Raw genomic sequence first — 13,729 nt, 5'->3', positions numbered from 1 at the left:
CTCCTTTCGTTGCCTTGCACGATCCAGATGAGCGACCTAGCCTAGCTTTAGCGTGTTGAGGCAGATCCTCGGCGGGAGGTGCCCATGGCCCTTGCGATTGCGCTTGTGCTGATCGTCGTGCTGGCGGTGGGGTTTCACTTTGTCAGCCCGTGGTGGATCACGCCGATCGCGTCCAACTGGGTGCGCATGGATGACACGCTGACGATCACCATCGTCATTACCGGTGCGCTGTTCATCGCCATCAATCTCTTCGTCGTCGCGGCGCTCCTGCGCTATCGCCACAGGGAAGGCAACCCCAACGGCCACCGCGCCACGTACGAGCCACACAACCGCCGCCTGGAGTGGTGGCTGATCGGCATCACCTCCGTGGGCGTGGCAGCGATGCTGGCACCCGGCCTGTTCGTCTATGCCGACTATGTGCGCCCGCCTGCCAACGCGCTGCAGATGGAAGTGCTCGGCCAGCAGTGGCAATGGCGTTTCCGCTTTGCCGGCGCGGGCGGCAAGCTCGGCACGACCGACACGCGTTACATCTCCGACGACAACCCATTCGGCCTGAACCCCAACGACCCAAACGGGCGCGACAACCACCTGATCGACGCCGCCGAGGTGCACCTGCCGCTGAATCGCCCGATCCAGGTGCTGACACGCTCGCGCGACGTGCTGCATGACTTCTACGTGCCGCCATTCCGCGCACGCATGAACATGGTGCCGGGCATGGTCACCACGTTCTGGTTCACGCCCACCAAGGCGGGCCGCTACGACATCCTGTGCGCACAGCTTTGCGGCATCGGTCACTCCAACATGCGCGGCGTGGTGGTGGTGGAAGACGAAGCCGCGTTCGCGCGCTGGCTGGCGCAGCAACCGACGCTTGAGCAACGCCAGCAAGCCAAGGTGCAGGCCGCCTCGGCCACCGCAGGCGGCAGCACCCAGGCGTTGGCCGACCAGGGCAAGGCGCTCGCGCAAGCCAAGGGCTGCGTCGCCTGCCACACGATCAACGGCAGCCCTGGTGTTGGCCCCACATGGAAGGGCCTGTACGGCTCCACCCAGACCATGGCCGACGGCTCAACGGCAACGGCGGATGACGCCTATCTGCGTGCGTTCATCCGCGACCCGAAAGCGCGCGTGGTGAAAGGCTTCGCGCCGATCATGCCGAACTTCGATCTGAGCGAGCAGGAGCTGTCAGCGCTGGTGGCGTACATCAAGGCGCAAGGTGGCGACGCTGCAGCCGCGGCTGCCAAACCGTAGCGAGGAGACTCCATGTCCTACGCCCACACCGACCACGACGGCCCGCAAAGCTTCTGGACGCGCTACGTCTGGAGCCAGGACCACAAGGTCATCGCGGTGCAGTACTCGCTTACGGCCATCGCCATCGGGCTGGTGGGGCTCGTGCTGTCGAACCTGATGCGGCTGCAGCTGGGCTTTCCGGGCAAGTTCGCCTTCATCGACGCCAATCACTACTACCAGTTCGTCACCATGCACGGGATGATCATGGTGATCTACCTGCTGACGGCGCTGTTCCTGGGCGGCTTTGGCAACTACCTGATCCCGCTGATGCTGGGTGCGCGCGACATGGTGTTCCCGTTCCTGAACATGCTCAGCTACTGGGTCTACCTGCTGGCCGTGCTGGTGCTGGTGGCGAGCTTCTTTGTGCCGGGCGGGCCGACGGGCGCGGGCTGGACGCTGTATCCGCCGCAGGCCATCCTGCCGGGCACGCCGGGCACCGAGTGGGGCATCGTGCTGATGCTGGTGTCGCTGGCGATCTTCATCATCGCAGCCACGATGGGTGGGCTGAATTACGTGACCACCACGCTGCAGGCGCGCACGCGCGGCATGACGCTGATGCGCATGCCGCTCACGGTGTGGGGCATTTTCACGGCGACCGTGCTGGCGCTGCTGGCGTTTCCCGCCCTGTTCGTGTCGGCCATCATGATGCTGCTCGACAAGACGCTGGGCACGAGCTTCTTCGTGCCGGCGGTGGTGTCGATGGGGCAGCATCTGCCGCATGCCGGCGGCAGCCCGCTGCTGTTCCAGCACCTGTTCTGGTTCTTCGGGCATCCGGAGGTCTACATCGTTGCACTACCGGCCTTCGGCATCGTGTCGGACCTTATCAGCACGCACGCGCGCAAGAACATCTTCGGCTACAAGATGATGGTGTGGGCCATCATCATCATCGGCGTACTGAGCTTCGTGGTGTGGGCGCACCACATGTTCGTGTCGGGCATGAACCCGTACTTCGGTTTCTTCTTTGCCACCACCACGCTCATCATTGCCATCCCGACCGCGCTCAAGGTCTACAACTGGGTGCTCACGCTCTGGCGTGGGGACATCCACCTGACCGTACCGATGCTGTTTGCCATCGGCTTCATCAGCACGTTCGTAATCGGCGGGTTGACGGGGCTGTTCCTCGGCAACGTGAGCGTGGACATTCCGCTGTCCAACACGTACTTCGTGGTCGCGCACTTCCACATGGTGATGGGCGTATCGCCGATCCTGGTGGTGTTTGGCGGGCTCTATCACTGGTATCCAAAGGTGACGGGCCGCATGCTGAACGACACGCTGGGCCGCGCGCATTTCTGGATCACCTTCATCGGCACGTACCTGATCTACTTCCCGATGCACTACCTGGGCGTGCTGGGCATGCCGCGCCGGTATTACGCGTATGAGGGCTACAGCTTCATTCCGCCATCCGCGCAGACGCTGAATACGTTCATCACCGTCATCGCGATCATCGTGGGGGTGGCGCAGTTGCTGTTTCTCTTCAACCTGGCATGGAGCCTCGTGCGCGGCAAGAAGGCTGACGGCAACCCCTGGCGCGCCACCACGCTCGAATGGCAGACCCCGCAAACGCCACCCGTGCACGGCAACTGGGGGCCGACGCTGCCGGTGGTCTATCGCTGGGCGTATGAGTACAGCCCGCCCGATCGCACCGAAGACTTCGTACCGCAGAACGAGCCGCCGTCCGGTGCACCAGGCGCGCCCGAGACAGAAGCCGACATCCTCCACGCCGGCGGGGTGCGCGCATGACAACCCTGCCCCGCCACTTCGCTCCAGATGCGCCGCCTGTGCTGCCAAGCGCCGGGCGCATTGGCCTGCGCGTCTTCATGGGTGTAGTGACGGCGCTGTTCTCGCTGCTCATCCTGGCCTATGCGATGCGCATGCGCGAACCCGATTGGATGCCCGTGCCTCACCCGGTGCTGTTGTGGTGGAACACCGGCGCGCTCGCGCTGGCCAGTGTGGCGATGCAACGTGCACGGCGAACGGATACACGCCGGACGATCTGGTTGCTAGCGGGCGGCGTGCTCGCGGCGCTGTTCGTCTTCGGCCAATGGATCGCATGGCAACAGCTCTCGGCCGCCGGACAAGGCGTGGCGGTCAACCCGTCCAACAGCTTTCTCTATGTCTTCACCGGCCTGCATGCAGTGCACGTGATCGGCGGGCTCGTCGTCTGGGCAGTAACGGTCGCACACCTGCGCAGCAACGCTGATCGCACCCAGCGCGCCATCGCGCTGTGCACAACGTACTGGCACTTCCTGCTGGCCGTGTGGCTCGTGCTGCTGGCGGCGATGTGGTGGATCACCCCCGCATTCGTCACCGCCATCTGCGGGCCGTTGTATGGAGCCACGCCATGAGCACGCCCACGCTCCCGACCGATTCCCCGCAAACCTTGCCCGAAGGCTGGCACGGTATCGTCAACGATTGGTCGGCCGACCGCGAGGCCTTCAAGGTGCCGTGGGGCAAGGCCATGATGTGGATCTTCCTGCTGTCGGACACCTTCATCTTCAGCAGCTTCCTGATCGGCTATATGACAGTGCGCATGTCGACCACGGTGCCGTGGCCCGACACGGCCGAGGTGTTCGGCATGAAGATCGGCAGCATCGAGGTGCCTCTGCTGCTGATCGCCATCATGACCTTCGTGCTCATCAGTAGTAGCGGCACCATGGCGATGGCCGTCAACTTCGGCTACCGGCGCAACGCCAAACGTGCGGCAGCGCTCATGCTGGCCACGGCGCTGCTCGGTGCCAGCTTCGTCTGTCTGCAGGCGTTCGAGTGGACCAAGCTGATCGTGCTCGAAGGCGTGCGGCCGTGGGGCAACCCGCTGGGCGCGGCGCAATTTGGCGCGTGCTTTTTCATGATCACCGGGTTCCACGGCTTTCACGTGACCTGCGGCGTGATCTACCTGCTGCTGATCGCGCGCAAGATCCGGCAACCCGGCTTTATCGAACACGGCAACTTCCAGATCGTGGAGATCGCGGGCCTGTACTGGCACTTCGTCGATCTCGTCTGGGTGTTCATCTTTGCGCTGTTCTACTTGTGGTGAGGCACGTCATGGACCACACCGAACCCGCTCATGCTCCAGAAGCTGCACACGGCCAGCAGCACCCCATCGGCATCTATCTGAAGATCTGGGGCCTGTTGTTTGTGCTGAGCACCCTGTCGTACCTGGTGGACTACTTCCGCGTGGAAGGCCTAACACGCTGGATCCTGATCGTCGTGCTGATGATTGCCAAAGCGGGCCTGATCGTATCGGTGTTCATGCACATGGTGTGGGAGCGTCTGGCACTGGTGTACGCCATCCTGATCCCGCCCCTGTGCCTGATCGTGCTGATGCTGTTGATGGCTGCGGAAGCGCATCACACTTTTGGCATGCGTACCCTCTTCTTTCATTGACCGCAACACCGCCTGAACGTAAGGATTGGTTGCACGACACGCAACCTGGCGCCATTCCTAGCACCATCTTCTGATCGAGGCGCTAACAAGCCTCGCCGCGCGATGCCGGCCATGGCACCGCGCCACGACACAGGAGACAGGCATGGAAAAGGTGTTGGTGGAAACCGACCTGCGCGACGTTGCGCAGCCCAATGACGATGCACTCTTTATCAAGGTCAACTGGCACCTGCTGCCGCTGCTGATCACGTGCTACGTCGTCGCGTATCTGGACCGCATCAACATCGGCTTTGCGCAGTTGCAGATGAAGCAATCGCTGCCGTTCAGCGATGCGGTGTACGCGGCAGGCGCGGGCATCTTCTTCGTCGGCTACTTCCTGTTTGAAGTGCCGAGCAACCTGATCCTGGAGAAGATCGGCGCACGCAAGACGCTGCTGCGCATCATGGTGTGCTGGGGCCTGTGCGCGGCCGCCATGATGTTCGTGCAAACGCCCATGCAGTTCTACGCGCTGCGCTTTGCGTTGGGCGCATTCGAGGCGGGGTTCTTTCCCGGCGTGATTCTGTACCTCACCTACTGGTACCCCAGCAGCCGGCGCGCCAAGGCCATCTCAACCTTCATGGTCGCCCTGCCGATTGCCGGGATCATCGCCGGCCCAGCCTCGGGCTGGCTGATGAAATTCATGAACGGTGTGCTCGACCTGCACGGCTGGCAATGGCTGTTTGTCATGCACGGTCTGCCGGCCCCCCTGCTTGGCATCGTGGCCTATTTCACGCTGAAAGACCGCCCCGAAGACGCCGCCTGGCTCACACAAGGCGAGAAACACACGCTGCGCCGCCTGCTGAGCCAGAACAGCGCCCAAGCAAGCCATGGTGCGCTGGGCGGGCTGCTGCGCGATCCGAAGGTCTATCTGCTGTCGCTCACGTACTTCCTGTTTCTGGGCGCGAGCTATGCGGTGGTGTTCTGGACACCGACGCTCATCAAGAGCTGGGGCGTGGCAGACGTGTTCGTCGTCGGATTGCTGGCCGGCATTCCCGCAGTGGTGGGCGCCGCCAGCATGGTGCTGGTGGGCCGGAGTTCCGATCGCCGCCAGGAACGCCGTCGGCACTTTGCATGCATGGCGCTGCTGGCCGCATTCGGCCTGTTTCTGACGATTTTTGCCAAGGGGCACTTGGTCTGGTCCATCGTGGCGCTGGCGGTGGTCGCGGTGGGCAAGTCGTCCACCACACCGCTCTTCTTTGCCGCCGTGAGCGAGTACGTTCCGCGTAAAGCCGCCGCGGGTGGCATCGCCCTCATCAGCAGCCTGGGGAACCTCGGGCCATCGGTCATGCCTTCGGTTACCACGTGGATCACCAGCCATGCGGGGTCCCCGGTGCCGGGGCTGGCGTTCGTGATGGGCTTGTACCTCTGTGCCGGCGCCCTGCTGATGTGCGTGGTACGGCGTGGGCCGAATCACCCCGCCTGAGTCCGCCGGGCCATCAAGCAGGTTTGCTGACATCCAATGAAAAGGCCCGCCCACTGTAGGAGTGGGCGGGCCGAAAAACAGAAACCAAACAGTCGATTCAGCTGATTGCCGTCGAATCCAGCGCCTGCGTGAAGTCGGCCAGCAGGTCGGCTTCGTCTTCAATGCCGACCGACACACGCACCAGCGAGTCAGCAATGCCCATGGAGGCGCGGCGCTCGGCACCCATTTCCCAGTAGATGGTCGGCGCGACGGGAATCACCAGCGTGCGCGTGTCGCCCAGGTGGGTGGCGCGCACGGCAAAGCGCAGGTGGTTGAGCATCTCCACGTAGTCTGCGCCTTCCACCAGCTCGAAACTCAGCAGGCCGCCGTAGTGGCGGAACAGCTCGGTGGCGCGAGCGTGCTCGGGGTGCTCCGGCAGACCGGGGTAGTACACGCGCGCCACCTTCGGGTGCGCGGCCAGCGTGCGGGCCAGCGCCAGCGCGTTACTGCAGGTGCGGTCAATGCGCAGGGCCATGGTTTCGGCGCCCACGGCAATGCGGTGTGCGGCATCGGCAATGAGCGTGGCGCCCTGATCGCGCAGGCCTTTCTTGCGAATCTGCTGGATGCCCTGCATTTCCGGCTTGGCCTTGCGATAGGCCGGGAAGATGTTCGGATATGTCGTCCAGTCGAACAGGCCGGTATCGACCACCGCGCCGCCCAGCGCGTTGCCGTGCCCGCCGATGTACTTGGACAGCGAATGCACCACGAGGCTCGCCTGTGCATCCCGCCCGCGGAACAGCCATGGCGAGGTCATCGTGCTGTCGATCACGTACAGCAGGCCGCGCGCCTTGCAAATGTCACCGATGCCCTTGAGGTCGGCCACCTGCGTGCGCGGGTTGGCGATGGTTTCCACAAAAACGAGGCGCGTGTTCGGCTGCACGGCGTCCGCCACGGCCTGTGCCGAGGTGGCATCGACAAACGTCACTTCCACGCCCATGTGGCGCAACGTCTCGAACACGCTGTTGGTATTGCCGAACAGGAAGGCGCTGGAGACCACGTGGTCGCCCGCGCGCAGCAGGGTCGAGAACACCGCCACGATGCCAGCCATGCCGGTGGCGAAACACGCGGTGGCCAGGCCGTCCTCCATCATGGTGATCTTGGCTTCCAGCGCTGCCGTGGTCGGGTTGCCCTGACGCGCATAGGTGTAGCCGGGCTTGCCCTGGAACACGTCGATCAACTCGCGCGTATCCGTATATCCATAGGTGGTGGATGTATGCAGCGGCTTGTGCACGGCGTAGTGCTCGGAGCCGGCTTCGCGGTCGGCGTGCAGGAGGGCGGTGGTGAGTCCGGTCATGGCGGGCGGGGGCGAAAGAAATGCGGGAAAGCTTGGCATTATCGCGCGATTTGGGGCGCACCTGCGGCGGCGCAGCACGTGATGTCGGGTATAGCGCCGAAAGCCGCGCGGCACCTGCGGCTTGCCGCACATGTCTGCCGAGGCCCTTAAGTTGCCCGGGCAGCCGCCGTTATGCACTGTAATAATGTCTGATCATCAAAACATTCTGATCGAACAGTCCCAGCGCTAGAATTGTCGGTCGCCGCCCGCTCGGGTGGCTCCCGCCCCCGTCAACGCTTCGCGGTTCTGAAACGCTTCCATGTGGATTGTCCAACTCGCGCTGCGAAGGCCGCTGACGTTCATCGTCCTTGCGCTGCTGATCCTGCTGGCAACGCCGTTTACGCTCATGCGTACGCCAACGGACATCTTTCCGGAAATCGACATTCCGGTCGCCAGCATCATCTGGAACTACAACGGCCTGCCCGCCAAGGAGATGGCCGATCGCATCGTCTCCGTGACGGAGCGCAGCCTCACCACCACCGTCAACGACATCGAGCGCATCGAGTCGCAATCGCTGGGCGGCATCTCGATCATCAAGGTCTTCTTCCAACCCAACGCCAACATTCAGACGGCGCTGGCGCAGATCGTGGCGAGTACGCAAGCGCAGGTGCGCCAGTTGCCGCCGGGCACCACGCCGCCGCTGGTCATCAAGTATTCGGCGTCGAGCATTCCGATTCTGCAGCTGGGCCTGTCTTCCAACACGTTGTCAGAGCAGGAACTCAATGACACGGCGCTGAACTTCCTGCGCCCGCGCCTGATTACCGTGCCGGGCATTGCCGTGCCATTTCCGTACGGCGGCAAGAGCCGGCAGATCACGGTCGATCTGGATACGCAGAAGCTGCTGGCGCAGGGCCTGACGCCGGTGGACATCGTCAATGCGGTGGGCGCGCAGAACCTGATCCTGCCGGCCGGCACGCAGAAGATCGACGCCACCGAATACGGCGTCACGCTCAATGGCACGCCGGGCAGCATCGCAGCGCTCAATGCCATTCCGGTCAAGACCAGCAACGGCGCCACGCTGTACCTCGGCGACGTGGCCAACGTGCGCGACGGCTTCTCGCCGCAGACCAACGTGGTGCGCCAGGACGGCCAGCGCGGCGTGCTGCTGTCGGTGCTCAAGAACGGCGGCGCGTCCACGCTGGACATCGTCAACAACATCTACAAGCTGCTGCCCGCGGCGGAGGCAGCGCTGCCGCAAGATCTCAAGATCACGCCGCTGTTCGACCAGTCGCTGTTTGTGAAGGCAGCAATCGAGGGCGTGATTCGCGAGGCGCTGATCGCTGCGTGCCTGACGGCCGCCATGATCCTGCTGTTCCTGGGCAACTGGCGCAGCACGGTCATCATCGCGATATCGATTCCCTTGTCGATCCTGACATCGATCATCGTGCTGCACCTGATTGGCGAGACCATCAACCTGATGACGCTCGGCGGCCTGGCGCTGGCGGTGGGGATTCTGGTGGACGATGCCACCGTCACCATCGAGAACATCGAGCGTCATCTGCACGAGGGCAAGGACCCGATCACCGCCATCCTGGACGGTGCAGCCGAGATTGCCGTGCCGGCCTTCGTGTCCACGATCTGTATCTGCATCGTGTTCGTGCCGATGTTCTTCCTCACAGGCGTGGCGCGTTACCTGTTCGTGCCGATGGCCGAAGCGGTGATCTTTGCGATGCTGGCGTCCTACGTGCTCTCGCGCACGCTGGTGCCGACGCTGGTGATGATGCTGATGACCGGGCACACGCAAGACACGAAGAAGCCCGACGCCGCGCCCGGCACGTTCGCACGCATCTACAAGGGATTCAACGCGCAGTTCGAGCACATGCGCGGCAACTACGCGGCCATCCTCGGCGGGCTGCTGGAGCGCCGCCGCGCGTTCGCGCTGTCGTTCCTGGGCTTCTGCTTGGCGTCGTGTGCGCTGTATCTGGTGCTGGGGCGCGACTTCTTCCCCGATGTGGATGCCGGCCAGATCCGCCTGCACATGCGTGCGCCGTCTGGCCTGCGCATTGAGGAGACCGCACGCCTGGCGGACGAGGTGGAATCGGCCATCCGCGAGATCATTCCCAAGCAGGAACTGTCGACCATTCTCGACAACCTGGGCGTGCCGAACTCGGGTATCAACCTGTCATACAGCAACGCCGGCACGATCGGCACGCTGGACGGCGAAATCCTCATCGCCCTGCGCGAAGGCGAGCGCAAACCCAGCGCCGTCTACGTCAGCCGCTTGCGTGAAGAACTGCCCAAGCGCTTTCCGGGCGTGGAGTTTGCCTTCCAGCCGGCGGACATCGTCAGCCAGATCCTGAACTTCGGTTTGCCCTCGGCGATTGACGTGCAGTTCTCCGGCGCCGATGTGGCGACCAACCAGCAACTCGCCGGCATCCTGGCCAACCGCATCAAGCAGATCCCTGGCGCGGTGGATACGCACGTGCACCAGCGCTTCGACCAGCCAACGCTTGCTCTGAACATGGACCGCACGCGCATCCAGCAGGTCGGCCTGGAAGGGCGTGACGTGGCGCAGAACCTGCTCGTGTCGCTCAGTTCCAGCTTCCAGACGTCGCCCACGTTCTGGCTGAACCCGGTCAACGGTGTGGTGTATCAGGTGGCCGTGACGAGCCCGCAATACCGCGTGGATTCGCTCGATGCGCTGCTGCGCACGCCGGTGGCCGGCTCGCGTGGCGGTGCAGCGCAGGCGGGTGGCCCGCAACTGCTGGGCAACCTCGTCCAGGTGAGCCCATCGGTGCAGCCGCAGGTCGTGTCGCACTACGACATCACGCCGGTGGTGGACGTGTACGCCGCCGTGCAGGGGCGCGACCTGGGTGCCGTCGCCAAGGAAGTGCAGAAGGCCGTCGACGACATCCGCCCCAAGCTGCCGCGCGGCGCGCAGGTGACCATCCGCGGCCAGGTACAGACGATGGAATCGTCGTTCGTGGGCCTGGGTGTGGGCCTGGTGATGGCCATCGTGCTGGTGTATCTGCTGATCGTGGTGAACTTCCAGTCGTGGATCGACCCGCTCATCATCGTGACCGCCCTGCCGGCGGCACTGGCGGGCATTGCGTGGATGCTGTTCGTGACGGGCACGACGCTGTCGGTGCCATCGCTCACGGGCGCGATCATGACGATGGGGGTGGCGACGGCCAACTCGATTCTGCTGATCTCGTTTGCACGCGAGCGGCTGGCCGAAGGCATTGCACCGGTGCAGGCCGCGCTGGAAGCCGGCGCCACCCGCCTGCGCCCGGTGCTGATGACGGCCTTGGCAATGATGATCGGCATGGTGCCGATGGCGTTGGGCCTGGGTGAAGGCGCGGAACAGAACGCGCCGCTGGGCCGTGCGGTGATCGGTGGCCTGCTGTTTGCGACCGTATCGACACTCTTCTTTGTTCCGGTGGTGTTTGCCAGCGTGCACAACAGATTGCAGCGGCATACCAAACGAAATGCCCGGCGTGGTACCGGCACTGACTTACGGGGAAGCGAAGGACATGTCTGAGCAAACATCCAGCGCCCATTCGGGACCGCATTCAGGGCATCTGGCAGACGGCCCGCCACACCATGTCGTCACCGTTGACCCGATCGAGCAAGTGGACCGCGGCCGCGCCATGCGACGCGCACGCTGGGTCGTGATTGTCGTGGCCGTGCTGCTGGCGCTGGGCGCCGCGCGCACGCTGGTCAATCGTTACTACAACACGCATGCGCTGGAGCGGCAGGTGAGCGCGCAGACCAGCCGCTACGTCAACACCACCGCGCCCAAACCCGCCAGCGCCAGCCGTGACCTGACGCTGCCCGGCACGCTGCAGGGCTTTGTGGAATCGCCCATCTATGCGCGCACCAACGGCTATGTGCTGCGCTGGTTCAAGGACATCGGCGCGCATGTCGACAAGGGCGAAGTGCTGGCCCTGCTCGACACGCCGGAGGTGGACCAGGAACTGAACCAGGCCCAGGCCGCGCGCAATCAGGCTGCCGCACGTCGCGCACTGGCACAGACCTCGCTCACACGCTGGCAGAACCTGCGCCAGAAAGACGCCGTCTCGCAACAGGAACTGGACGAGCGCACCAGCGCCGCCAACCAGGCCCAGGCCGACCTGGCCGCCGCCGAGGCCAACGTGCGCCGCCTGCAGGAGCTGCAAGGCTTCCGCCGTGTGGTGGCGCCGTTTGCAGGTGTCGTCACCAAGCGCAATGTCGATGTGGGCACGCTGGTCAACGCCGGCAATGCGGGCGCCGACCGCGAGCTGTTCACGCTGGCGCAGACCGACCCCCTGCGCATCTACCTGTACGTACCGCAGGCGTATTCGCAGCAGGTGAAGGTCGGCCAGGACGTGGCCGTCACGCTGGCCGAAATGCCGGGGCAGACCTTCCACGGCACCATCGCGCGCGCTTCCGGCGCCATTGATACGGCCACGCGCACCATGCAGGTCGAGGTGCAGTTGCCCAACAAGGATGGCCGCCTGATGCCCGGCGCGTATGTGCAGGTGGCGGTTGCCGGCAAGGCCGGGGCGGCCGGCGATGCACCGACATCGTTCATCGTGCCGACCAACACGCTGTTGTTCCGCAAGGAAGGCCCGCGCATTGCCGTTGCGGAGAACGGCCGCGTGGACCTGCGCCCCGTCAACATCGGCCGAGACTTCGGCCGCACGGTGGAAATCCTCTCCGGCCTGAAGCGCGACGATGCGCTGATCCTCAACCCGGCCGATTCCATCGAACAGGGCGAGTCGGTGACCATCGTGAAGCCGGCGCCTGCCGCTTCGCCTGCTTCCTCGCCTGCGGCCTCCGCGCCGCGCGCATCATGACCGGGCTGCGTCCGTCCGCGCTGGCAGCCGCACTGACCGCCCTGCTGGCGGGCTGCTCGCTGGCGCCGCACTACGAGCGTCCGGCCATGGCCGTGCCCGCCCACTGGCAGACCGAAGCCCCCTGGCGCGCCGCGCAACCCGCCGATGACGCACCCAAAGGCCCCTGGTGGCAACGCTTCAATGATCCGCAGCTCGACAAGCTGATCGATCAGGCACTGCGCGAAAACCAGTCGCTCAAGGTGGCACTGACCAACCTGGAGCAGGCCCAGGCGCTCACGCGCGTGGCACGCGCCAGCCTGCTGCCGACCGTCACGGCCAGCAGCAACGATTCGCGCACCCGTACATCCGCCTTCCGGCCGCTCGCGTCGTACAGCAGTCCGACCATGTCGACGGTACAGAACGACTTCGTACTGCGCGCGGACGTGAGCTATGAAGCCGACCTGTTCGGCCGCGTACGCAACACCGTTGCCAACGCCACCGCCAGCGAACAGCAAGCTGCAGCCAACCTGGAGAACTTCCGCCTGCTGCTCACCGCGCAGGTGGCCACGACCTGGTACAACCTGCGCGAAACCGATGCGGAAATCGCCGTGGTGCAGGAAGGCCTGACCTTGCAGCGCAAGGCGCTCGATTTCGTCACCTCACGCCATCAGGACGGCGTGGCCTCCGGGCTGGATCTCGCGCAACAGCAGGCGCTGGTCGACAGCACCGCCACGCAGGCTGAACTGCTGATCAAACAGCGTGCACAGTATGTGCATGCGCTGGCCACGCTGGTCGGCACACCCGCGCCCGCTTTCCACATGGACCCCGTACCGCTGGCAGGAACACCGCCCGCGATTCCGGTGGCGCTGCCGTCCGACGTCATTGAACGCCGCCCCGACGTGGCCGCCGCTGAACGCGGTGCCGCTGCCGCCAACGCACAGGTGGGCGTGGCGCGTGCTGCGTTCTTCCCCAGCGTCATGCTGGGTGGCGGCGCCGGCTGGGAAAGCCGTGATCTCGCGCTGCTGTTCAGTGCGCCCACGCTGTTGTGGTCGTTCGGCACGCAGATCGCGCAGACGGTGTTCGACGCCGGCCGCACGAGCGCACGCGTGGACTTTGCCAACGCGGGTTACCAAGGCGCGATCGCCAACTATCGGCAGACAGTGCTGGGCGCGTTGCAGGAAGTGGAGGATGGATTGGCCGGGCTGCAATCACTCGACCGGGCTGCCACGCAGGCCCGCGCGGCGGTGGAAAGCGCCCGCAAGGTCTACGACATTGCCAGCGTGCGATACGAAGGTGGGCTGGCAACTTCGCTGGACGTGATCACCGCGCAGCAGTCGCTGTTGAACAACCAGCGCACGGCCGTGCAGATCCTGGGGCAGCAGCTGACGACCAGCGTGTTCCTCGTCAAGGCGGTGGGCGGCGATTGGAACCACCCCGCTACGGCGCCGACAGCCAAACAGTAGTGATTGGGTC

Annotated in this window: 10 protein-coding genes; 9 read left to right on the top strand and 1 reads right to left on the bottom strand. The window is 64.6% G+C overall.

Going from position 1 to position 13,729, the window contains the following annotated elements; translation table 11 throughout:
* Positions 1–84 precede the first annotated feature (84 nt).
* From ACS13N_RS22005 to ACS13N_RS21980, 6 genes are all read left to right on the top strand, one after another.
* On the top strand, positions 85–1,245 hold the full coding sequence (locus tag ACS13N_RS22005) for a cytochrome c oxidase subunit II (RefSeq protein ID WP_438933719.1): 1,161 nt from the start codon (positions 85–87) through the stop codon (positions 1,243–1,245).
* Positions 1,246–1,257: 12 nt separating this feature from the next.
* Positions 1,258–3,024, top strand: a complete 1,767-nt coding sequence (gene ctaD, locus ACS13N_RS22000) for a cytochrome c oxidase subunit I (RefSeq protein WP_438933718.1) — start codon at positions 1,258–1,260, stop codon at positions 3,022–3,024.
* Entirely contained in the window at positions 3,021–3,629 is a 609-nt protein-coding gene (locus ACS13N_RS21995) for a cytochrome c oxidase subunit 3 (protein ID WP_438933717.1), read from the top strand. The genes ctaD and ACS13N_RS21995 overlap by 4 nt, the downstream gene beginning before the upstream one ends.
* Complete coding sequence (locus ACS13N_RS21990) at positions 3,626–4,318, top strand: heme-copper oxidase subunit III family protein (RefSeq protein WP_438933716.1); 693 nt, start codon at positions 3,626–3,628, stop codon at positions 4,316–4,318. The genes ACS13N_RS21995 and ACS13N_RS21990 overlap by 4 nt, the downstream gene beginning before the upstream one ends.
* A gap of 8 nt (positions 4,319–4,326) precedes the next feature.
* Complete coding sequence (locus ACS13N_RS21985; RefSeq protein ID WP_438933715.1) at positions 4,327–4,668, top strand: cytochrome C oxidase subunit IV family protein; 342 nt, start codon at positions 4,327–4,329, stop codon at positions 4,666–4,668.
* Positions 4,669–4,810: 142 nt separating this feature from the next.
* Positions 4,811–6,127, top strand: coding sequence for an MFS transporter (locus ACS13N_RS21980; protein ID WP_438933714.1), 1,317 nt, complete (start codon positions 4,811–4,813; stop codon positions 6,125–6,127).
* A gap of 97 nt (positions 6,128–6,224) precedes the next feature.
* On the opposite strand, the gene ACS13N_RS21975 is transcribed toward ACS13N_RS21980, so the two are convergent.
* Positions 6,225–7,499 carry a cystathionine gamma-synthase family protein gene (locus ACS13N_RS21975; protein WP_438933713.1) on the bottom strand — a complete coding sequence of 425 codons (1,275 nt, stop codon included), beginning with the start codon at positions 7,497–7,499 and terminating at the stop codon, positions 6,225–6,227.
* A gap of 259 nt (positions 7,500–7,758) precedes the next feature.
* On the opposite strand from ACS13N_RS21975, the gene ACS13N_RS21970 reads away from it, so the two are divergent.
* Genes ACS13N_RS21970 through ACS13N_RS21960 form a run of 3 tightly spaced genes read left to right on the top strand, consistent with a single transcriptional unit; the run spans position 7,759 to position 13,719 of the window.
* A complete protein-coding gene (locus ACS13N_RS21970; protein ID WP_438933712.1) occupies positions 7,759–10,980 on the top strand; it encodes an efflux RND transporter permease subunit in 3,222 nt (1,073 codons plus the stop codon).
* Positions 10,973–12,277 (top strand): efflux RND transporter periplasmic adaptor subunit, encoded by a 1,305-nt coding sequence (locus ACS13N_RS21965; RefSeq protein ID WP_438933711.1) that lies wholly within the window; start codon positions 10,973–10,975, stop codon positions 12,275–12,277. The genes ACS13N_RS21970 and ACS13N_RS21965 overlap by 8 nt, the downstream gene beginning before the upstream one ends.
* Positions 12,274–13,719: an efflux transporter outer membrane subunit gene (locus ACS13N_RS21960; RefSeq protein WP_438933710.1), complete on the top strand. Its 1,446-nt coding sequence runs from the start codon at positions 12,274–12,276 to the stop codon at positions 13,717–13,719. Before ACS13N_RS21965 ends, ACS13N_RS21960 begins: the two co-directional genes overlap by 4 nt.
* Positions 13,720–13,729 lie beyond the last annotated feature (10 nt).

Origin of the sequence: Ralstonia sp. 24A2 (genome assembly GCF_051783885.1) — a bacterium.
GTDB lineage: Bacteria > Pseudomonadota > Gammaproteobacteria > Burkholderiales > Burkholderiaceae > Ralstonia.
Note: the sequence above shows the minus strand (reverse complement) of the source record. Positions and strands in the feature narration are given on the sequence as shown.

Bases quoted from the DNA above. Each gene is read 5' to 3' on its own strand.
- ACS13N_RS22005 (WP_438933719.1), top strand. From the start codon at position 85: ATGGCCCTTGCGATTGCGCTTGTGCTGATCGTCGTGCTGGCGGTGGGG.
- ctaD (WP_438933718.1), top strand. From the start codon at position 1,258: ATGTCCTACGCCCACACCGACCACGACGGCCCGCAAAGCTTCTGGACG.
- ACS13N_RS21995 (WP_438933717.1), top strand. From the start codon at position 3,021: ATGACAACCCTGCCCCGCCACTTCGCTCCAGATGCGCCGCCTGTGCTG.
- ACS13N_RS21990 (WP_438933716.1), top strand. From the start codon at position 3,626: ATGAGCACGCCCACGCTCCCGACCGATTCCCCGCAAACCTTGCCCGAA.
- ACS13N_RS21985 (WP_438933715.1), top strand. From the start codon at position 4,327: ATGGACCACACCGAACCCGCTCATGCTCCAGAAGCTGCACACGGCCAG.
- ACS13N_RS21980 (WP_438933714.1), top strand. From the start codon at position 4,811: ATGGAAAAGGTGTTGGTGGAAACCGACCTGCGCGACGTTGCGCAGCCC.
- ACS13N_RS21975 (WP_438933713.1), bottom strand. From the start codon at position 7,499: ATGCCAAGCTTTCCCGCATTTCTTTCGCCCCCGCCCGCCATGACCGGA.
- ACS13N_RS21970 (WP_438933712.1), top strand. From the start codon at position 7,759: ATGTGGATTGTCCAACTCGCGCTGCGAAGGCCGCTGACGTTCATCGTC.
- ACS13N_RS21965 (WP_438933711.1), top strand. From the start codon at position 10,973: ATGTCTGAGCAAACATCCAGCGCCCATTCGGGACCGCATTCAGGGCAT.
- ACS13N_RS21960 (WP_438933710.1), top strand. From the start codon at position 12,274: ATGACCGGGCTGCGTCCGTCCGCGCTGGCAGCCGCACTGACCGCCCTG.